Annotated in this window: 19 protein-coding genes; 9 read left to right on the top strand and 10 right to left on the bottom strand. The window is 71.9% G+C overall.

The annotated features are described in order from the left end of the window. Positions 1 to 28 precede the first annotated feature (28 nt). The 3 genes from K4S16_RS24365 to K4S16_RS24355 are packed head-to-tail and all read left to right on the top strand — an operon-like array spanning position 29 to position 2,792. A complete protein-coding gene (locus tag K4S16_RS24365; RefSeq protein WP_149261353.1) occupies positions 29 to 877 on the top strand; it encodes a peptidoglycan-binding protein in 849 nt (282 codons plus the stop codon). Between the two features lie 41 nt (positions 878 to 918). Then, positions 919 to 1,809 (top strand): peptidase inhibitor family I36 protein, encoded by an 891-nt coding sequence (locus K4S16_RS24360; protein ID WP_149261352.1) that lies wholly within the window; start codon positions 919 to 921, stop codon positions 1,807 to 1,809. Between the two features lie 35 nt (positions 1,810 to 1,844). After that, the gene (locus K4S16_RS24355; RefSeq protein ID WP_149261351.1) at positions 1,845 to 2,792 is read left to right on the top strand and encodes a SpoIID/LytB domain-containing protein; all 948 of its coding nucleotides are present in this window, start codon (positions 1,845 to 1,847) and stop codon (positions 2,790 to 2,792) included. Positions 2,793 to 2,843: 51 nt separating this feature from the next. Here K4S16_RS24355 and K4S16_RS24350 read toward each other — a convergent pair whose 3' ends face one another. From K4S16_RS24350 to K4S16_RS24340, 3 genes are all read right to left on the bottom strand, one after another. Then, positions 2,844 to 3,881: an NBR1-Ig-like domain-containing protein gene (locus K4S16_RS24350; protein ID WP_235037078.1), complete on the bottom strand. Its 1,038-nt coding sequence runs from the start codon at positions 3,879 to 3,881 to the stop codon at positions 2,844 to 2,846. A gap of 256 nt (positions 3,882 to 4,137) precedes the next feature. Beyond that, on the bottom strand, positions 4,138 to 4,965 hold the full coding sequence (locus K4S16_RS24345) for an SAM-dependent methyltransferase (RefSeq protein ID WP_235037046.1): 828 nt from the start codon (positions 4,963 to 4,965) through the stop codon (positions 4,138 to 4,140). Positions 4,966 to 5,066: 101 nt separating this feature from the next. Continuing rightward, positions 5,067 to 6,074 carry a DUF5753 domain-containing protein gene (locus K4S16_RS24340; protein WP_149261349.1) on the bottom strand — a complete coding sequence of 336 codons (1,008 nt, stop codon included), beginning with the start codon at positions 6,072 to 6,074 and terminating at the stop codon, positions 5,067 to 5,069. Between the two features lie 694 nt (positions 6,075 to 6,768). Here K4S16_RS24340 and K4S16_RS24335 point away from each other — a divergent pair. From K4S16_RS24335 to K4S16_RS24325, 3 genes are all read left to right on the top strand, one after another. Then, positions 6,769 to 7,335, top strand: coding sequence for a hypothetical protein (locus K4S16_RS24335; RefSeq protein WP_149261348.1), 567 nt, complete (start codon positions 6,769 to 6,771; stop codon positions 7,333 to 7,335). Between the two features lie 129 nt (positions 7,336 to 7,464). Further along, positions 7,465 to 8,232, top strand: coding sequence for a peptidoglycan recognition family protein (locus K4S16_RS24330; RefSeq protein ID WP_149261347.1), 768 nt, complete (start codon positions 7,465 to 7,467; stop codon positions 8,230 to 8,232). A 172-nt stretch (positions 8,233 to 8,404) separates the two neighbouring features. Continuing rightward, positions 8,405 to 9,727 carry an amidohydrolase family protein gene (locus K4S16_RS24325; RefSeq protein WP_235037045.1) on the top strand — a complete coding sequence of 441 codons (1,323 nt, stop codon included), beginning with the start codon at positions 8,405 to 8,407 and terminating at the stop codon, positions 9,725 to 9,727. A gap of 1 nt (position 9,728) precedes the next feature. On the opposite strand, the gene K4S16_RS24320 is transcribed toward K4S16_RS24325, so the two are convergent. Genes K4S16_RS24320 through K4S16_RS24295 form a run of 6 tightly spaced genes read right to left on the bottom strand, consistent with a single transcriptional unit; the run spans position 9,729 to position 15,704 of the window. Beyond that, entirely contained in the window at positions 9,729 to 11,309 is a 1,581-nt protein-coding gene (locus K4S16_RS24320) for a SpoIIE family protein phosphatase (RefSeq protein ID WP_149261346.1), read from the bottom strand. Next, the gene (locus K4S16_RS24315) at positions 11,306 to 13,030 is read right to left on the bottom strand and encodes an ATP-binding protein (RefSeq protein ID WP_149261638.1); all 1,725 of its coding nucleotides are present in this window, start codon (positions 13,028 to 13,030) and stop codon (positions 11,306 to 11,308) included. The genes K4S16_RS24320 and K4S16_RS24315 overlap by 4 nt, the downstream gene beginning before the upstream one ends. A 4-nt stretch (positions 13,031 to 13,034) precedes the next feature. After that, positions 13,035 to 14,090: an ATP-binding SpoIIE family protein phosphatase gene (locus K4S16_RS24310; RefSeq protein WP_235037044.1), complete on the bottom strand. Its 1,056-nt coding sequence runs from the start codon at positions 14,088 to 14,090 to the stop codon at positions 13,035 to 13,037. Next, positions 14,078 to 14,488 carry an anti-sigma regulatory factor gene (locus tag K4S16_RS24305; RefSeq protein ID WP_149261345.1) on the bottom strand — a complete coding sequence of 137 codons (411 nt, stop codon included), beginning with the start codon at positions 14,486 to 14,488 and terminating at the stop codon, positions 14,078 to 14,080. Before K4S16_RS24305 ends, K4S16_RS24310 begins: the two co-directional genes overlap by 13 nt. Beyond that, positions 14,485 to 14,871 carry an STAS domain-containing protein gene (locus K4S16_RS24300; RefSeq protein WP_200842081.1) on the bottom strand — a complete coding sequence of 129 codons (387 nt, stop codon included), beginning with the start codon at positions 14,869 to 14,871 and terminating at the stop codon, positions 14,485 to 14,487. The genes K4S16_RS24305 and K4S16_RS24300 overlap by 4 nt, the downstream gene beginning before the upstream one ends. Then, positions 14,871 to 15,704, bottom strand: a complete 834-nt coding sequence (locus tag K4S16_RS24295; protein WP_235037043.1) for an STAS domain-containing protein — start codon at positions 15,702 to 15,704, stop codon at positions 14,871 to 14,873. The genes K4S16_RS24300 and K4S16_RS24295 overlap by 1 nt, the downstream gene beginning before the upstream one ends. Before the next feature lie 391 nt (positions 15,705 to 16,095). On the opposite strand from K4S16_RS24295, the gene K4S16_RS24290 reads away from it, so the two are divergent. From K4S16_RS24290 to K4S16_RS24280, 3 genes are all read left to right on the top strand, one after another. Continuing rightward, positions 16,096 to 16,704, top strand: coding sequence for a DUF1989 domain-containing protein (locus K4S16_RS24290; protein ID WP_149261344.1), 609 nt, complete (start codon positions 16,096 to 16,098; stop codon positions 16,702 to 16,704). Between the two features lie 89 nt (positions 16,705 to 16,793). After that, positions 16,794 to 17,924, top strand: coding sequence for a tRNA-dihydrouridine synthase (locus K4S16_RS24285; protein ID WP_149261343.1), 1,131 nt, complete (start codon positions 16,794 to 16,796; stop codon positions 17,922 to 17,924). Positions 17,925 to 17,958: 34 nt separating this feature from the next. Then, positions 17,959 to 18,825, top strand: coding sequence for a polysaccharide deacetylase (locus K4S16_RS24280; protein ID WP_149261342.1), 867 nt, complete (start codon positions 17,959 to 17,961; stop codon positions 18,823 to 18,825). 15 nt (positions 18,826 to 18,840) lie between these two features. On the opposite strand, the gene K4S16_RS24275 is transcribed toward K4S16_RS24280, so the two are convergent. Next, positions 18,841 to 20,397 carry a PucR family transcriptional regulator gene (locus tag K4S16_RS24275; RefSeq protein WP_149261341.1) on the bottom strand — a complete coding sequence of 519 codons (1,557 nt, stop codon included), beginning with the start codon at positions 20,395 to 20,397 and terminating at the stop codon, positions 18,841 to 18,843. Positions 20,398 to 20,481 lie beyond the last annotated feature (84 nt).

Raw genomic sequence — 20,481 nt, 5'->3', positions numbered from 1 at the left:
CCCCGAGCTCCCCCCACCAGGAGACCCGATGAAGCTTCCTTCCTATGCCGCCACCTTCGTGACGGCGACCCTGCTCACCTCGCTCACGGGAACGGCCGTCACGGCCGCCGCCGCCCAGAGGGACGGCGCCGCGGCCCTTCCGAGCGTGAACATGGAGGCCGCCGTCAAGGCCGCCCAGATCGACCCGCGGCGGGCCGACGACACGCTGACCCCCGGCGCGAAGGCGAGCGTGCTGCTCGTCGAGCAGGCGCTCCGCGACCGGCACCTGCTCGACGCGAAGTGGGTGGACGGCTACTTCGGCACCACGACGATCGCGGCCTATGCGAAGTACCAGAAGTCGCTCGGCTACAGCGGTCTCGGCGCCAACGGGCTGCCGGGCAAGGCGTCGCTCACCAAGCTCGGAGCCGACCGCTTCACGGTCAGCCGGCCCATCGGACCGGGCTCCCGGGTGTCCAGCGGCGGCGTCGTGATCAACACCCGGACGCAGAGCATGCTCGCCGAGGCGAAACGGCTGGCCGGCCGGAACCTCGTGCTGGACCAGGGCTCCTACAACCCCGGCGGCGACCCCACGTCCGCGGGCACCCATGACGGCGGCGGGGTCGTCGACATCTCGGTGAAGGGGATGACCTCCGCCACCCGCACCTCGGTCGCCCGCGCGCTGCGCCAGGTCGGCTTCGCGGCATGGGTGCGCAGCCCCGCCCAGGGCGACTGGCCGTGGCACATCCACGCCGTCGCCATCAACGACACCGACCTCTCGACCCAGGCCCAGCACCAGGTCGGTGACTACTACCTCGGCCTGAACGGGCTCTCCGGCCGCGGCCCGGACGACGGCCCGAAGGTGACCATCCGCACCTGGGAGGAGTACCAGCGCCGCTGATCGATCCGTCAATCGTGTTACGCACACGCAAGGAGAACAGCATGAACACGCTCAACAAGGTCCTCACCGCGACGGCGACCGCCGCCGTCGCGCTCGGCGGGACGGCGGCGCTCGTCGTATCGCCCGCCTCGGCCGCGAGCCGCAACGGCGTCTGCGAGAGCGGCGAGTTCTGCTACTACTACAACAGCAACAACGCGGGGTCGGTCTCGGACTTCACCGGCTCGGTCGCCGACTACGGCACCACCCAGCCCTCCTGCTACGACTTCAAGGGCGCGGGCAACGGCAAGGGCAAGTGCGTCAAGAACAACGCCGCGTCGGTCTGGAACCGCAGCACCAAGACCGTCCGCGTCTACTACAACAGCAACTACGGCGGCACGTACCAGGACTTCAAGGCGGGAGCCAAGGGCAACCTGAACTCCAGCCTGAAGAACCAGAACGCCTCCCACCAGTTCTCGCCGTCGTCGCGCACGAACATGTCCTACGCGCTGTACAAGGCGAGCGGCGGCCGGATCACCTGCGGCTTCGACGGCTACACCAGCACCCCCGGCCGGCACGAGGGCATCGACATCGCCCGCAGCGTCGGCTCCGACGTGCACGCCCTGGTCAGCGGTAAGATCACCTACATCGCGCGCGGGGCCACCGGCAGCTCGGGCCTGTCCACGATCGCCGTCTACAACGCCTCGGCGAACAAGACGGTCATCTACCTGCACACCGCTCCGCGGTCGTCGCTGAGCGTGGGCCAGTCGATCAGCAAGGGACAGATCATCGCCGACGAGTCGTGGCACGGCGTGTCGTCCAGCTCGGGCGCGCACACCCACGTCGAGATGCGGCCCGGCAAGCAGACGCACGCGTCCAAGAGCGTGAACGACCCGGTCCTCGACAACCCGAACCCGACCTCGTTCTGGAACTCCCAGGGCTACAACGTCCGATAGAGCGCTGCGGCCTCCACCAGTAGAGGAAGACGACTGTGTCGACACGAACCGTGCGGCTGATCTCGCGGGCCACCGCGGCGACCGCCGCGATGGCGCTCGGCGGAGCGGCCCTCGTCTCGGCGTCCGCGCCCGCCTCCGCGGCGGGACGCGACGGCGTCTGCGACAGCGGCGAGTTCTGCTACTACTTCAACAGCAACAACGCGGGGTCGGTCTCGGACTTCACCGGCTCGGTGGCCGACTACGGCACCGCCCAGCCCTCCTGCTACGACTTCAAAGGGTCGGGCAACGGGAAGGGCAAGTGCGTGAAGAACCAGGCCGCGTCGGTCTGGAACCGCAGCACCAAGACCGTCCGCGTCTACTACAACAGCAACTACGGCGGCACGTACCAGGACTTCAAGGCGGGAGCCAAGGGCAACCTGAACTCCAGCCTGAAGAACCAGAACGCCTCGCACAAGTTCCTGAGCTCCACGCCGCCCACCGGATGCAAGACGGACGGCACCGACAGCAAGCTCCCCTCGACGATCCTGGTGTACCGGGTGTCCCTCGGCCGGGTGGACCGGGTGTCGTTCAAGACCTACGTCAAGAACGTCCTTCCCAACGAGTGGGTGTCGAGCTGGCCCGGCGAGTCGCTGAAGGCCGGCGCGATGGCCGTCAAGAGCTACGGCTGGTACTGGGCGCTGCACTCGACGCGCAAGACGTCGGGCGGCCAGTGCTTCGACGTCTACGACACCACGTCGAGCCAGGTGTACAAGCCCGGATCGGCGAAGGCGTCCACGAGCTCCGCCGTGGACGCGACGTGGGGCAAGCGGATGACCCGCGGCGGAAAGATCCTGCAAGCCCACTACTGCTCCACGACCACGGCGTGCGGCGGTTGGGTGAACGGGGACTGGATGTCGCAGTACGGCTCCCGTGACAAGGCCAACGCGGGGCAGAGCTACTCCACCATCCTCAGGGCCTACTACAGCGGGATCACCATCTCCTGATCCCGCTCCCCCGGACCCTGGTCCCCCGCCGTGCCCCTCCGCGGCGGGGGATCAGGGTCCTTCGACGATGACCTGGAAGTTGACCGGACGGCTTCCGGGGAACGCGACCCGTCCCGCACCGTCCACCATCTTGAACCGGACATAGCACAGGCCGGGCTGCTTGGGCGTGGTGATGTCGGTGCGGATGTCGACCACCCGGCCCGGCCGCGTGTCGGCGATCGGCACCTCGGAGATGGTCTGGCAGTTGTCGGCCTTCTGCGGGAGGTCGAGGCGGCGCAGCGAATAGCCCTCCCAGGGGACCGTCCCGGTGTTCTTGAGCCGCCACACCTTGGTCACGGACTTCCCGGCGCCGACGCGCGTGCAGTCGGGGAGCGTGATGTCCGCGACGAAAAGGGCGGCATCCCCCTGGTGCGTGGGCGGAGCCGGCGCCGGGTTGGTCGCGTGCACCGGGCAGTCCGCGGGAGAGAGCGCGGCCTTGGCCCGGTTGCCGGACGCGCCGGGGCCGTCCCTGCCGGACCCGGAGCCGCGTTCGACGGCGTAGACGATGACGGCCCCGGTCCCCGCGCCGATGACCGCGGTCACGAGCGCGATCTTCACCAGGCGGGCCCGCCGCGAGGGCCCTCGCCCCCTCGGGACGGCGGCCGGCGGCCGGGCCCCACCCGCGATCTCGTCCGGCGGCCGCCGCACGGGCACGGTCGCCGCCGTCCCCTCGGCCAGCCCGGACGCCTGCGGCTCGATGGCGATGGACGTACCCGACGGTTCCACGGCGCTCGCGGCGGAGCCTTCGGTGGTCTCAAGAGGTAAGGCCGCCGAGGCGGCGGGCCTTCCTACGCCCGCCGACCTGACCGCCAGGTTCGCCCGCTCCCAGCGTTCGCGGTAGGCCGCCGGGTCGGCGCCGCAGGCCTTGACGAACTCGGCGGTGGTCCCCCAGCTCGGGAGCCTGTTGCCCTTCGTGGCCTCGTGCAGTGTCGTGTGCGAGATCGCCCCGGACCGGCCGGACATCTCCCGGAAAGGCGGGTTGCCCACCGATTCGCGCAGTTCTCGCAGAGCCGCCGCGAAGTCCGCGACCGCGTCCGCCTGTGCACGCATGTCGTCCACCGGGTGAAGCTAACAGCGCCCACGGCCTCCCCTCAAGCTCGAATCGATATCGGTGGCGGCCCGGCGAGACGGCACTTCTCACCCGGGTTCGGATCACCGGTAAACCGGCCCGTCTTATCAAGGGGTGGTCCGGTCTCTCACCTCGCGAGGGACGGTCACCTGATCGACAAGAACCCTTTTCATTTCCGGCCGCATCCTCATTCTTCGGGCTCCTGACAGATCATCCTTGTCACCCAGAGTCGCCGGGCTATGCCTTTCTGGCGACGCCGCCGACCGCGTTCATCGCCCTGGGCGCCCCCGGGTCGCCGAGATCAGGGCGCCAGAGCGGTATGGGGACGACGCCCGGGTCGACCACCTCCAGGCCCTCGAAGAAGCGCGCGATCTCGTCCGGGCTGCGCAGCCGGTACGGAACGGCTCCGGTGTCGTCGTAGCTCTGCTGCGCCCGGTTGAACTCGGCATCGGTGTTCGCGCCGTCGTTGAGGGCGAGGTAGCTGCCGGAGGGGAGCGCCTCCACCAGGCGCGACACGATGCCCCGGGCCTCGGCGTCGTCGGTGATGTGTCCGAGCACGCCCATGAACAGCAGGCCGATGGGCCGGTCGAAGTCCAGCAGGCTCACGGTCTGGCCGAGGATGCGGTCGGGGTCCCGCATGTCGGCGTCGATGTAGGCGGTGGCGCCTTCGGGGCTGCTGACGAGCAGGGCTTGGGCATGGGCCAGGACGAGCGGGTCGCTGTCGACGTAGATGACGCGGCATTCGGGGGCCAGCGCCTGGGCGACCTGGTGGGTGTTGTCCTCGGTGGGCAGGCCGGTTCCGACGTCCAGGAACTGCTGGACCCCCGCCTCGCCGACCAGGTAGCGGATCACGCGGCCGAGGAAGGCCCGTTCGGCCTTCGCCAGATCGAAGATCCCGGGGAAGAGGCGGGCGTACTGGTCGCCCGCCTCCTGGTCGACGGCGAAGTTGTCCTTGCCGCCGAGCCAGTAGTTCCAGATACGCGCCGATTGGGGGACGCTGGTGTCGATCCCGCGCATGAGGTCCTTGCCGGCTCTGGCCTGGAATTCCTCGGGGCCGCTCGACATCGTGATCCTCCAGAACCCTTCGGGGGCTGATCGTTTCCTCACCCATGAGACCAGAGAACCGGGGAGGAGGACACCGGCTCGGATCCGATGGCTGGAGGTGGTCACAGGAGGCCGTGCAGAAAGCGAATGCTCTCGTCTGGGGACCGGGCGCTGACCATGAAAGTCGCGAAATGCTCGGAGAAATACAGGATGTCGCGCCGGCGATGCAGGTAGAGCCCGTACCCGGGGAACTCAAGGAAGATCATGTCATTGACGTGGGGCTCGCGGAACCGCATCACCGTCAGCGGGCCGTCCGCGAACGGCCGGTTCATCTCCACGGCCGGAATGACCTGGAGCGTGATGTTCGCATAACCCGCGAGCCCGATCAGGTGCCGGATCTGCGCGCGCAGGACCGCCGGGCTCCCCACGTCGTCGCGCAGCACGCGCTCATGCATGATCACCCACACTCTCGGGCCGCCGGGGCGGTACAGGACGTCCTGCCGGGACAGCCGCAGATCCACCCTGCGGCGCAGTTCCGGTTCGGAGATGTCCGGAAGGTCGTGGGCGATGACCAGGCGGGCGTACTCGCCGGTCTGCAGCAGGCCGGGTATCCGGAGCGGCGCGTACGCCCTGATCTCGGCCAGTTCCGCTTCCGCCAGCACGTAGAGCACGAACCAGTCCGGGATGACGTCCCGGTAGGACTGCACCAGGGCCCGGCCACCGCGCTTCTGGAGCTCGGCGACGAACTGCTGGTCGACCTCGCGCGGGCGGGACTCGGCGGGGACGCCGCCCGCGGCGCCCGGCGTCGGCAGCGAGTCGGCCAGGAGGGCGCTCCAGTCCAGCGGCCCCTGGAGCTCCGCGGCGCCCGCCCCGACATCGAGGGCGCCCTCGGGGGCGCTGGCGGGCCGTGCGCGGTGCGCGCTCTCGGCGGGATCGTCGGGCGCGTTCTGCGCCTCCCGGTAGCTGCGTTGGAGATCGGCCAGGGAGAACATCCCGTTCGTCTCGCGGCCTCTCAGCTCGGCGTAGCGGTACAGCGTCGCCCACAGCGACTCCAGCAGTTCCCATCGCGGGATGCGCGGCCTGGACTTCTTGAAGAGGTCATTAGCGGTCGAGCGCGGAACACGCCACACTAAAACGCCGTAAAACGGGCGCTTGGCGGCTTCCAACTCCGCCGAAATATTCTCGATCGTCTGATAACTGGGCACTCCCGCGACGCGGCGGTTGTGCCTCAGGAGGGAGACCACCGGCGCGAAGCGACTGCCGGGAACCCCGTCCGCCATGATCGACTCCGTCCACGCTAGGGCCCCGATGGATCTTCGGCATCGACATGCTGCCAGCTCCGACAGGGATGGTTCGGTCACATGACACATTTCGTGGCGCTGGTTACAGCGAATAACAAGAGCCCCGTTGGGGGTCCATCAGTCGACAACCGCCACGTCCCAGGAGCATCCCGGATCAATTTCGGATGTACTGGATGGTAGCTCCGTCCCGTCCGAGGCATCCGGGGTTGGACGTTCGCGCCTCACTTCCGGGCGAGAACGACCAAGGTTGACCGCGTCCGCACGAAACTCCCGAGAAGGACACGGATGCGTCCCCCGACTTGTGCTCGCGAAATGCCCCGAACCGCTATCGGACCGGTCGGCAACGACGCGTACATGGCATTGGCGCTCATGACGGTCTGGGCGATACGCACCGGTCGTCCGCTGCCGACCTCCCCCGTGCACGAACTGAGCGCGGAGGAACTCGAAGACTTCTGGGCGGACCACCTGATGTCAGACGATTCCCAGTCCCCACCGACCCCAGCCGAGTGAGCCGTCCCCGACCATGAACACCACCCTGATCGCCCTGGACATCCCCGGCTTCGGCGACGAGCGCCGCACGCACGATGTCCAGCGCCTGCTGCGCGCCACCATGTACGAGCTGCTGGCGGACTCCTTCGCCATGACGCGGCTGCCCTGGTGGTCCTGCCACCGCGAGGACCGCGGCGACGGTGCGCTGATCGTCGCACCGCCGACCGTGGACTCCTTCGCCGCGCTGGATCCCCTGGCGCACCACCTGGCGGCGCTGCTGCGGCGCTCCAACCGGCTCGCCAACGACATCACCCGCCTCCGGCTGCGGATGGCCGTGCACTGCGGCGAGGTCCAGCACGACGCCCACGGCGTCCTCGGCCAAGCCGTCACGCACCTCTTCCGGCTGCTGGACGCCCCCGCGTTCAAGCGGGCCATGGCCGGCGCCCTGGACGCCGACATCGGCATGGTCGTTTCCGACCACCTTTACCGCGCCGCGGCCGGTGACGGCGCCATCGACCCGAACGCCTACGCCCCATTGAGCGTCAACTGCAAGCAGACACGCAAAGCCAAGGCGCATCTGTGGCTACCACCGCGGCACTAGATTCTGATCAAGCGGTCGCGTTTTCGCTCCCGAACGCGACCACCGACACGACTAGTACATATCGCGCCATTTCCACTATCTTCCCGCGAGATCGCCTTATCGGCTGATCGACTCCTGGAGGGAACGCTCATGCCCGCCGACCCGCACCTTCCCCGCCGCGGCCTGCTCAAGGGCACCACCGCCCTCGTGGGCGGCGCGTTGCTGGGCCCGCTGGCCGGGCCGCACGCCGTGGCGTCGGCGCAGGTCATGCCTCGCATCTACACCCGCGCCGAGTGGGAGGCACGGCCGCCCAAGGTGCCGGCGACCGTGCTGGACCAAGGTCCTGACCACATCGTGGTCCACCACACCGCCTCGCCGAACTCCACGGACTACTCGCTGGACCACGCCCTCGCCCTGTCCCGGTCGATCCAGGACTTCCACATGGACACCAACGGCTGGGACGACACCGGCCAGCAGCTCACCATCAGCCGCGGCGGTCATCTCATGGAGGGCCGCAACCGCGCCATCGAGGCCATCTGCGCGGAAAAGCACGTCGTCGGCGCGCACACCCTCGGCGAGAACGACCACACGATCGGCATCGAGAACGAGGGCACCTACATGACCGCGGCGCCCACCGGCGCGCTATGGCGAAGGCTCGTCCGGACCTGTGCGTGGCTGTGCGACGTCTACGATCTCGATCCGCACGCGGCGATCGTCGGGCACCGCGACTACAACAGCACCGCCTGCCCCGGCGACGTCCTGTACTCCCTGCTGCCGCGGCTCCGCGACCAGGCCGCCTACTGCCTGGGTGAGCGGCGCGCGACCGAGGCGTCGCGCCCCGGGCCCAGCGGCCTGCCCGGACCGCGCTTCACCTTCGACCACGGCCCGGCGCTCGGCCCCGGCGACCCCACACGCTGACCGGCCCCGCAGCAGGTGACGGCGGCGCGCCCTTGCCGAGAGCATTTTGGCCGGTGCGGGATTCACACCGAAGGCCGGTGGCTTCGCGGAGTGGGCAAAGGTTCGTTCATCGCTGAGCGATATCCCTCGGGGGTCGGCCGCGCGCCGGTGGCCGGGCGGGCAGGACCCCGTCGTGAGCGAACAGGGGCCTGCCGGGACGATCCTGATCCGGGATGTGCGGATCTTCGACGGGGTGAACGACCGGGTGCGGACCGGGCACGTGTTGACCGAGGGCACCAAGATCAAGACCGTGGGCGACGGGGACCCGCCCGTCCCCGGCGCGGCGGACACGGTCGTCGACGGGCGCGGGGCGACGCTCATCCCCGGCCTCAGCGACGCTCACGTCCACCTCCTCCTGGCCGGGGCCACGCAGGTCGAGCTGATGCTCGGCGGCGCGGGCGTCGGATACCTCAGGGGCGCGGCCGAGGCCCGCGCGATGCTGATGCGCGGGTTCACGACCGTGCGCGACATGGCCGGGGACACCGGCGACCTCAAGCGCCTGATCGACGCGGGCGCGCTGCCTGGGCCGCGGATCTATCCCAGCCACGCGGGCCTGTCCCAGACCGCCGGGCACGGCGACTTCGGCATGGTCTACGACATCCCGACCGCCCTGGGCGGAACCGCCACGCGCGCCGAGCAGCTCGGGCTGATGCGGATCGCCGACGGCACGGCGCAGGTGCTCGCGGGCGTGCGCGAGCAGCTGAAGAAGGGCGCCTCACAGATCAAGATGATGGCGGGCGGCGGGGTCGCGTCCGCCTACGACCACCTGGACGTCCTGCAGTACACCGCCGAGGAGCTGCGCGCCGGGGTGCAGGCGGCGGCCGACTGGGGCACCTACGTCGCGGTGCACGTCTACACCGGGGAAGGCATCCGCCGAGCGGTCCGGGCCGGGGTGCAGGTGATCGAGCACGGGCACCTGGCCGAGGAGGACGACATCGCCTACATGGCCGAGCACGATGTATGGCTGTGCGGCCAGCCGTTCGCCGAAACCGACCACTTCTTCCCGGATCCGGCGGCGGCCGAGAAGAACCGGCGGGTGTGCGAGGGGGTGGAGCGCGTCTTCGGGTGGGCGCTGGAGCACGGCGTGCGCGTCGCGTTCGGCACCGACCTGCTGCTGGACCCTGCCAGCAGTGCCAGGCAGAGCGAGATGCTCGCCCGCATGGCCGGACTTGTGGGCGGGCCCCTGGCGGCGTTGAAGATCGCCACGTCCGGCAACGCCGAACTGTTCCGCAAGGCCGGGCCGCGCGACCCCTACCAGAACCCGGCATCGGCCGACACCGCGGCGTACGGAGACGGTCCGCACGTCGCCCACCTGGGCGTCATCGCCGAGGGCGCCTGGGCCGACCTCCTCCTCGTCGACGGCGACCCCACCCGAGACCTGCGCCTACTGGCGGACCCCGCCAACCTGAAGGTCATCATCAAGGACGGCCGCATCCACAAGAACACCCTCCCCTGAGTCAAGGGTCGCGGCGGAGGACGATGAGGGCCACGTCGTCCTCGCGATGGCCGAACTCGGCGATGATGCGGTCGCTGTAGACCTCAAGGTCGTCGTCCACGTCCGTGGCGATGGTCCTGAGGCGTTCGAGGTTCGCGGCCAGGGGGACGGCGCGGTCCTCGATCAGCCCGTCCGTGATGAGGACGACGGTGCCGCCCGGCGGGACGGTCGCCTCCTCCAGGCCGAGCCGCTCGGCGGGGAAGCCGAGCAGCAGGCCGCCGCGGGAGCCGTACTCGGCGCGTCCGCCGGCGATGTGGAGGGGCGGGAGGTGGCCCGCGTTGGCCACCTGGAGCCGTCCCGTCCGCGGGTCCAGGGACATCAGGCACACCGTGGCGGTCTGGTCGTCGTGGTAGCGCTGCATCACGGTGTTGAGCAGCCGGAGGATGCCGGCGATGTCGTGGCCCTCCGCGGCGAAGGCGCGCATCGCGTGCCGCAGCTCGGCCATGACGGTGGCCGCGTGCAGGGAGTGCCCCTGCACGTCGCCGATCGCCACCAGGACCTCCCCGTCGCGGTGGATGACCTCGTAGAAGTCGCCGCCGACCTCGGCCTGGTCGCTGGCCGGCTCGTAGCGGACGCTGAACGCCCAGCCGGGCATGGCCGGGTGGACGGCGGGCAGCAGGCTGCGCTGCAGCGTCAGCGAGATCAGGTGCTCCTCGGTGTAGGAGCGCAGCGCCTCCATCGCCAGGGCCACCGACTGCCCGAGCTGCCGCAGGAGGTGGGCGGAGTCCTCGTCGGACGCGCCGCGGGCCTCGATCGCCACGCCGATCGCGGGGCGGTCGCGCTTGACCCGCGAGGTGACCAGGAGGACGTCGCCCTTGGAGGCGCTGTCGGGCAGCATTTCCCGCCACCGCGCTTCCGGCACGCTGACGATGCGGGTGCCTGTGTCGTCGCCCAGGCCGGCCAGTTCGGCGAGCCGCGCGGGCACGTCGGCGGCGCAGGGCCGGTTCCACGGGTCGTTGCCCAGGTGGACGGTCCTTCGCACCTGGCCGTCCGGCGGGTGGACGAACACGGCCGCGGGCACCGCGAAGATGTCGAAGGCGCCGCGCGCCGCCACCGCCGCGAGCCCGTCGAAGGTCTGGGCGGCGTTGATCCCCAGTGAGGTGCGGGTGAAGGCCGCCAGCCGCTCGGCGATGCGCTCGGCGCGCCGCCGGGCCTGGTAGTAGCGCAGGACCGCTTCGGCGGTGGCGATGAACTCGCCCGGGTCGATGGGGTCGGTCATGTAGGCGTCGGCGCCGCGCCGCAGCCCGTGGGTGCGGTCGGTGGTGTCGACGGCCGTGGCGGAGATGTGGATGACGGGCAGCGACGCCGTGGCGGGCGCGGCCTTGATCTGCTCGCAGACCTCCATGCCGTTCGCGTCGGGCAGCCGGACGTCCAGGACGACCAGGTCGACCTGGTGCTCGGCGAGCCGCTCCCAGCACTGGGCGGCGGTGGCCGCCTCCACGACGGTGTGGCCGGCGCGGCGCAGCCAGCTGCCGATGATGTAGCGCTTGGTCTCGTTGTCGTCGACGACCAGGGCGGTCCCGGTCGGTATGGAGTCGGTCATGGCGTTCGGGCCGTTCGTCGTGCTCGGGCCCGTGCCACCGCGTCGGCGAGCATGACCTGTGCGAGCTGGGCTTGGGCGAGGACGGCGTCGACCCGTTCCGGTCGCGTCCCGTCCGTGGGGGCCGACTCCGACGCGGTGACCAGCACGACGGCGGTGGCGGGCGGCAGCGCGGGCGGCTCCCCGACCGCGTCGGCGGCGGAGATGCCGGGGCCGAGCAGGATCAGGTCGGGCGGGTCGGAGGAGGCGGCGATGTCGCGGACGGCCTCCGGGTCGGCGGCCTCGCTGACGCGTTCGGCGGCGTCGCCCAGCATGTCGCGCAGCGTCCGGCGCATGGCGTCGCGCCCGTCGGCGATCAGTACGTGGGAGAGGCCGAGCTCGGCCAGGCTCTCGTACGGGGGGAGGCGCAGCGTCACCGTGGTCCCCACGCCGACCTCGCTCTCCAGCGACAGGTCGCCGCCGAGGGCCTCGGCAAGGCGGCGGGAGTAGGTGAGTCCGAGTCCCGTCCCCCCGGGCTTGCCGCCGGGCACCTGGTAGAACTCCTCGAAGACGCGCTCCTGCTCGCCTGGCGGGATACCCACGCCCGTGTCGGCGACGACGAACTCCAGGTGCCCGGGGGTGCGCCGGGTCGTCAGGCGCACCTCGCCCTCGTCGGTGAACTTGAGCCCGTTGGCCACCAGGTTGCGCAGGATGCGGGTCAGCATGACCTCGTCGGTGACCATGGTGAGGGCCCCGGCCTCGGCGGCGTCCATCCGCAGCCGCACCCCCGACTGGTCGGCCATGGGCGTCATCAGGTCCGCGAGCTGCCGCAGCACCGAGGACACCTCGACGAAGCTGCGGCGCGGCGCGAGCCTGCCCTGCTCGGCCTTGGCCATGTCCAGCAGCTCGTTCACCAGCGACAGCAGCGTCTCGCCGGCCCCGGCGATCAGCGAGACCTGGTGCCGCTGCTCCTCGGTGAGGGGCTCGGCGGCGGGGTCGAGGAGCAGCCGGGCGAGGCCGATGACGCCGTTGACGGGGGTGCGCAGCTCGTGGCTGATGTTGGCCCAGAAGCGGTTCTTGGCCTCGCCCGCCTCGCGGAGCTGGTCGGACTTCTCCTCCAGCTCGGCGTACAGCGCCACCACGCCCCGGTTGGTCTCCTCCAACTCGGTGGACAGCTCGTTGTAGAGGGCCATCACGCCCTGGTTGGTCTCCTCCAGCTCGCTGTTCAGCGAGCGGAGCTCCTCGCTCTGCCGCCGTACGTCCTCCAGCGTCCGCACCAGCTCGGCGTTCTGGGTACGCAGCTCCTCCAGGGCGGTCGCGGGCTGGAGGCGCCCCAGCCGCGCCCGGAGGTCGGTCAGCGCCGGGCCGGCCACCGCGGCGGCGTCCGCGGGCAGTCCCTTGGCGAGCCGGACGACCCGCCGCGGTCCCGTCCCCGTCTCCTCGACGAGGTCCAGGAGGCGTGCGGCCGCGGCGTCGCCCTCCTTCGGACGGCCGGCGCCCCGCGCGGCCGCGTACTCCATCTCGATCACCAGCCGCGGCGCCGGCCCCCGGTCCAGGCAGAAGACGACCGCGACCGTGCCCGAGTGGGCGACGAGCTCCCGGCCGATCTCGCTGAGCGCGGTGGCGACCCGGACCTGGTCCTGGAAGTCCAGCCGCACGGCGGCGGCGACGTGCCGGCCCGCCTGCCGGAGGGCGAAGACGCCCTCGTCGTCGGCCACCCGCAACCGCAGCAGTTCCTCCGCCACGGGCTCACCGCCGCCCGGGGGTCGTGACGGCGAGGACGCAGCGGTCGTCATGCCGCACTCCGGCGGACCGCAGCAGGTCCGCGGCGATCAGCAGCGGCCCGCGGGAGGGTGCGGGCAGGCCCGCGGCGTCCCACTTGTCGGTCAGCCCGTCGGAGTGCATCACCACCGCGGCGCCCCGCGGCAGCGCGTAGGTGTGCTCGCGCATCGTCCTGGTCTTCGCGCCGGCGATGCCCGGCACCGAGATCATGCCGTGCCGGCGGTCGGGGCCGAGGATCCATCCGGCGACGTTGCCCAGCCCGGCGTAGTGCACCACGTCCGCCGCCGGGTCCACCGACGCCACCGCGACCGCGCCGCCCCGGGTCGCGCCGAGCCGCTGGTGCACCTGCCGCAGCAGGTCGATGGGACGCGCCGGGAGCACGGCCTCGCGCATCGCCCTGACGGCCTCCTGGGCGGCCCGCGCCGCCATCGGCCCGTGCCCGAGGCCGTCGCAGACCATGGCGTAGACCGTCCCGCCGTCCAGCCGCGCGGCGAAGGCGTCGCCGCACTCCCGCTCCCCGTCGATCGGCCGGGTCAGGCCGGCGAACGGCGGCCCCGGCTCCGTGGAGGCGCCCCTCCCGCCGGACGGCCGGAACCCGGCGTACAGGACGGTGCCGGCGCCCGGGAGCGAGTGCATGCCGCTGCGGTCGGCGAGCCGCTCGATCGAGCCGAGGCCCAGGCCGAGCGTGCCGGACGTGGAGTGGCCGTCCAGGCGGGAGGCGCGGACGTCGGCCATCCCGGGCCCGCGGTCCAGGCACACCACCTCCAGCGCGGCGTCCTCCCCCGTCCGGACGATCCGCACCAGGATCTCTCCCCGCACCGCGTGCTTGGCGAGGTTGGAGGCCGCCTCGGTCACCGCGAGCTGGATCTGGCCGAGACGCTCCCCGGCGAAGCCGAGCCGTTCGGCCAGGCGGACGGCCTGGCGCCGCGCGCCGGCCGCCGCGCTGGGCTCCTCGGCACGGAGCCACACCGCGTCGTCGGAGGGCGGGCTGGTCATCCATCCGGTGCCGGTCAGCGGATCCACTTGGTCACCGTCACCGTGGTGCCCTTCCCGACCTCGGTCTCCAGTTCGAACTCGTCGGCCAGGCGCCGCGCGCCCGGCAGGCCCAGGCCGAGGCCGCCTCCGCTGGTCCATCCCTCGGTCAGCGCCTGCGCCACGTCGGGGATCCCCCCGCCCTCGTCGGTGAACACGAGCCGCACACCGGCGCGTCCCCGCGCGTTGACGACGGACTCCACGCGCGCCGTGCCGCCTCCGCCGTGCACGAAGGTGTTGCGGGCCAGCTCGCTCGCCGCCGTGACGATCTTGGTCTGGTCGACCAGCGACATCCCGGCCGACGCGGCGGCGGTCCGCACGAGCTGCCGCACGCGGACCACGTCGTCGTTGGAGGCGATGGGAAGGGAGTCGCCCGCCGGAGTCGTCACGGCCCGTCCACGGTGCCCGGGCCGACGGACGGCAGCGGTGCGCCGAGGAGCCGCATGCCCTTCTCCAGGTCCAGGGCGGTGCGCACGCCGCCCAGCGACAGCCCGAGCTCGACCAGGGTGATCGCCACCGCGGGACGCATGCCGACGACCACCGTCTCCGCGTCCATCAGCCGCGACATCGAGGCGATGGTGGCGAACATCCTGCCGATGAAGGAGTCGACGATGTCCACCGCGGTGATGTCGATGATCACCCCTCGCGCGCCCGTCTTGACGATGCGGTCGGCCAGGTCCTCCTGGAGGGCCAGGACGCTCTGGTCCTGCAGGTCGATCTGGATCGACACCAGCAGGACGTCACCGATCTTGAGAATCGGCACCCGCTCCATCAGCCACCCGCCCCGGCGACGACCCGGGATCCGCTGCGCTCCAGCGCCCACGCCAGGGCGTCGGCCAGCGACCCCTTCGTCGGGATGTCGCCGAACTCGATCCCGAGCGCCACGATGGTCTGGGCGATCTGCGGCCGGATGCCGGAGATCACGCACTCGGTGCCCATCAGCCTGGCCGCCATGACCGTCTTCAGCAGGTGCTGGGCCACCTCGGTGTCCACGGCCGGCACCCCGGTGATGTCGATCACCGCGAACTGCGAGCCGGTCTCCACCAGGCGCTCCAGCAGGGTCTCCATCACCACCTGCGTGCGCGCCGAGTCGAGCGTGCCCACCAGGGGCACCCCGAGGATGCCCTCCCACAGCTTCACGACCGGGGTGGACAGTTCGAGCAGCTGCTCCATCTGGTCGGCGATGACCTGCTCGCGCGCGGCGGCGTAGGTCTCGAAGGTCACCAGCCCCAGATCGTCGATCTCGGCCGAGAACCCCGCGAACTCGCTGTAGGCGGCCACGTCCCCGACGGCGCCGACCTGCTCCAGCACCGCCTGCTTGAGCGCGAAGACGCTCACCGCGGTCTCGCTGGGGCTGAACCCCTGCCGGGCCCGGGCGCGCGAGATCTCCGACAGCGCGGCCCGGATCTCCCCTGCCGCCTCGCCCTCCCCGCCGGCCGACCTCTCGATCAACCCGTACAGCTCGGAGAGCTCGGTCCTGAGTTCACTCTCCGTGATCCGGCCGCGCACGCCCGCGACGGCCAGCTCGACCCACCGGTCAAGGACGGCATCCCGCTTGGAGCGCAGCAGCTCCGGAAGATGCGCGTCGCCTGTTCCCTTGCTCAAAAGCAGTGCTCCCTCTCTGACCGCCGGGTCCTCTTCGGCACGCGAGTGCCTGCGGGAAGGCTACCGCCCATAACAGAGAGAAACGGACTTTTCGCCATGATCATCCACGGTCGGCCCGAATCGGCTCCGAACAGGGGCGGCGCCGGACGGGCAGAACGCGCACCCGGACCCGACTCGCCGGTAACTCGACGCCGCCAGGCCTCCGGCAGTGACGGAGCGTGAACGTCAGGTCGCGCCTCGCCCGCGCGGGCGGGCCCCGTCTCTTCTCCGGCCGCCGAGCGGGCCGCGGGCCGCTCAGGCCGCACACCATGGATGAAAATCCAATATCCCCGTCTGGGACTAGATGTAGCTCCATAGAAAACCCGGCCCGGTCGATGGTGTGCTTGCCCGCATGGTGACGACGGAACGGACGATGGTGCCCGCCGGAGAAGGCCGGGCGGTGCGGGTGGGCGCCGGGCGGCGGGTACGGGTGGTGGACGTCGAGGGCGGGCAGGTCGGCGACCTGTTCGCGTTCGCCGCGGACGATCCGCGCGAGCATCTGAGCGCCGCGCACACCCGGAGCGTGACGAGCCGGCTCTTCCCCCAGGTGGGCGAGTCGTTCGTCACCGACCGCCGGCGGCCGATCCTGGCGCTGGTGGACGACACCTCGCCGGGGACGCACGACATGCTGATCGCCGCCTGCGACCCGGCGCGGTACGAGGCCCTCGGGGTGCCCGGGCACGCCTCGTGCGCGGGGAACCTGGAATCGGCGCTGGCGGCGCTGGGGCCGGCCGGGACGGTACCGGCCGTCGCCGTCACCCCGCAGCCGGTCAACGTGTTCATGCGGATTCCGGTGGAGGAGTCCGGGCGGCTGCGGTGGCTGGCGGCCGAGAGCCGGCCGGGGGACGCGATCACCTTCGAGGCGCTCATGGACTGCGTGGTCGTGGTGTCGGCGTGCCCGCAGGACCTGAACCCCATCAACGGCGACGGACCGACCCCGCTGGCGATCGACGTCCTGTGAGGCGGACCGGCCCGGAGCCGGTCCGCGCACTCATTGAACAAGTGCACGCGATGAACGGGTGCACGGCAGGAACGAGAAGGAGAGCGAAGATGACCGTCACGACCGCGCACCCCGCGCTTGAGCCGGGACTCGTCGGCGGACTGCGGACGTCCAACCGGATGGCGGTGGCGCCGATGACACGGGTGTCGGCCGCGCCGGACGGCACGCCCACGCCCGAGATCGCGGAGTACTACGCGGAGTTCGCCCGCGGCGGCTTCGGGCTGATCATCACCGAGGGCGTCTACACCGACGCCGCCTACAGCCAGGGCTACCTCAACCAGCCGGGGCTGGTGTCGGAGCGCCACACGGCCGCCTGGCGCGAGGTCACCACCGGCGTGCACGAGGCAGGGGGCTCCATCGTGGCCCAGCTGATGCATGCGGGCGCGCTGTCCCAGGGCAACCCCTACCGCGACGACACCGCGGGGCCGTCGGCGGTCGTGCCGCAGGGGGTCAGGATGCCCGAGTACGGCGGGCACGGGCCGTGGCCGGCGCCGAAGGAGATGAGCCCGGCCGACATCAAGGAGGCCGTGGACGGCTTCGTCGCCGCGGCGGTGAACGCCAGGCAGGCCGGGTTCGACGGTGTGGAGGTCCACGGGGCCAACGGCTACCTGCTGGACCAGTTCCTCACCGACTACACCAACCAGCGCGAGGACTCCTACGGCGGGACGGTGGCCGACCGGGTGCGCCTGATGGCGGAGGTCGTCGCGGCGATCCGCGCCGAGGTGGGGCCGGACTGGTGCGTCGGGGTCCGGGTGTCCCAGACCAAGGTGAACGACTTCCGGTACCGGTGGCCGGGCGGCGCCCACGACGCTGAGGTGATCTTCGCCGCGCTGACCGAGGCGGGCGCGACCTACCTGCACGTCGCGAGCGAGGGGCGGAACTGGCTCGACTCCGCGCAGCTGGAGCGGGGGCTCACCGTCACGGGCCTGGCCCGCCGGGTCAGCGGCCTGCCGGTGATCGCCAACGGCGGGATGCACGACCCGGAGCTGTCGGCGCAGGTCCTGGCGGACGGGCACGCCGACCTGGTGTCGATCGCCAGGGGCGCCCTGGTGCACCCCGACCTGCCGCGCCGCCTCGCCGAGGGCCGGGAGCCGGAGCGCTTCGACCATGCGATGCTGTCGCCGATGGTCACCCTGGACAACGTCCGGCGCTGGCGGCTGGCGGCCCGTGCGGACGCCTGACCCGGCGGGCGGAGACGGCGAGAGGGGCGGGGGCATGAGCGGAGGCTGGCACGGCGGGGCCGCCGCGGTGGTGGCGCTGGGCTTCGACGTGGACGCCGAGACGCCGGTCCTCGCCCAGGGCGGCCGGTACGCCGCGCACGCGAGCACCATGTCGCACCAGGCCTACGGACCGGACGTGGGGCTGCCGCGCATCCTGGACCTGCTGGATGAGATGGAGGTCCCGGCGACGTTCTTCGTGCCGGGCTGGGTGGCCGAGCAGCGCCCGGGGCTGGCCGCCTCCGTCGTCGAGCGCGGTCACGAGGTGGCGCACCACTCCTACTCCCACCGCCCGCCCACCTCGCTGTCCCCGCGAGAGGAGCGCGCGGACTTCGAGCGCGCCCTGGAGGTGTTCGACCGGCAGGGCATCGAGATCGCCGGGCACCGGGCGGCGCTGTGGGAGGCGTCCTGGACGACGGCGGAACTGGTCGCCGAGCACGGGCTGCGCTACGACTCGTCCCTGATGGGCGACGACCGGCCGTACCGGGTGCCGACCGGGGCGGGCAAGATCGTCGAGCTGCCGGTGCACTGGTCGCTGGACGACTGGGAGCAGTACGCCTACCTGCCGGAGCCGCACGTCGGCGCGGTGATCGAGTCGCCGCGCAAGGTGCTGGAGCTGTGGCAGGCGGAGCTGGACGGCATGCGGCGGTACCGGTGCCTGTTCAACCTCTGCGTGCACCCGTTCCTGTCCGGGCGCCCGGGCCGGGCGCTGGCCCTGCGCCAGTTCATCGAGTACGCGCGGGAGTGCGGCGACGTGGCGTTCGCCCGCTGCCGGGACGTGGCGGAGGCGGCGTTCGCCGATCCGGACGTCCGGCCGCGCCCCCACCGTCCGCCGCGTGTGGACCCGGACGTCCACCCGCGCTGACCGCCCGCCCGCCGGTCAGGCCATGTCGGCGGCCTGGAGTGCCAGGAAGAGGTCGACGCGGTCGGCGGTGCGGGAGGTGTCGCGGCCGGTCAGCTCGGCGATCTTGGCGAGCCGGTTCCGCAGCGTGTTGACGTGCACCCGGAGGGCGGCGGCGGTGGCCTGCCAGTGCCCGTCGTGGTCGAGGAAGGCGCGCAGCGTGGCCTCAAGCTCGCCGCCCCGCCTGGCGTCGTGCTCGCGGATGGGGGCGAGCACGCCGTCGGCGAGCGTCCGCAGGGCGGCGGCGTTCTGCGTCCCGAGCAGGAGCCGGTGGGGGCCGAGCTCGGCGAAGGTCCGGACGGCGGGCCCGGCGCCGCCGCGCCGCAGGGTCCGGCAGACCTCGCGCGCCCTGATGAGCGGTTCGCGCAGCGCCGCCGGCCCCCGGACGGTCCCGCCGAGCCCCACGACGGCTCGGCGGCCGGGGAACCGCTCCCCCACTGCGGCGGCGAGCCGCTCGGCGAGGGGCGCCGCCTCCCGCTCGCCGTGCCGCCACGACAGGACCGCCACCACGTCCTGCGATCCGGCCGCCACCACCACCGGGACGCCGGTGGCGGCGAAGAACTCGCCGACCACCTCCGCCAGCCCGGGCAGGGTGGCCTCCGGGCCCGCGAACGCCGTCGTCCACACCGCGAGCGGCCCGTCCGGGTCCACCCCGAAGGCGCGCAGCCGGCCGGGCACCTCGGCGTCGCGGCTGCCGCCCGACAGCACCATCTCCAGCAGCTCGCTGGCGAACCGCAGCTCGATCGCCTGCACGGCCTGCTGCTTGGCGACCTCCAGGCTGAGGAAGCGCGCCGCCTGGTCGAGCGCGTCCTGCTCGGCGCGGGTCAGCTCGCTCACCGGACGCAGGCAGATCAGCGCCGCGTCGACGTCGCCGACCGCCCCGACCAGGTACAGCGCGGCCCGTCCCGCGGGGCCGAGGTCCAGCTCCAGCGGCGGCGGCCGGCGGGTCAGGCCGGTGGCGACCGTGTGGAGCTGGGCGGCGTCCAGGTCGGCGCCGGCCGAGGCGAGCAGCCGGCCCATCCGGTCGATGACGGCGAGCGGGAGCTCGTGGTCGCGGCGCAGCACCTGCAGCACGCCCGACGCGCCCGCGCCCCGGGAGATCGCCGTGGCCAGCGCGTCCCCGCGCCGCACCATGCCGACGAGCGCGCCCTGCCGCTCCTCGGTGTAGCGGGTGGCGACCGCCTCGGAGATCGCGGTGAACGGGACGTCCGCCGCGATCTCCAGCAGGGGCACCCCCGCGGCGCGGCAGGCGGTGACCAGCTCCCCCGGCGTGGTGCGGCGCTCCGGACGCAGGCCGAACACGATGCCCGCCGCCTGCGCCCGCTGGACGTTGGCGACGAACCCGGAGGCCTCGATCCGGTCGTCCCACAGGCCGTTGGTCAGCACCAGCTCGCGCCGCCGCACGTAGCCCGAGGGGTCGGGCAGCTCGGTGTTGTGGACCCAGGCGACCGGTTCCTCAAGGGCCCCCTCAGGGCCCGGGACCAGAACGGTGAGGCCGAGCGACTCGTCCTCCAGCAGGGACGCCAGCGTGAACACCCTGTGAACCTATCCAGCCATTGCGGTCAACGCTAGAGGTTTCTCTACTTCTGGACGGGACGGCGCGGTGCTTTGGTGTGCTGT

This window comes from Actinomadura sp. K4S16 (assembly GCF_008327685.1).
In the GTDB taxonomy this organism is placed as follows: Bacteria; Actinomycetota; Actinomycetes; order Streptosporangiales; family Streptosporangiaceae; genus Spirillospora.
The sequence above is the reverse complement of the archived record's forward strand: the minus strand, read 5'-3'. Positions and strand labels throughout refer to the sequence as shown.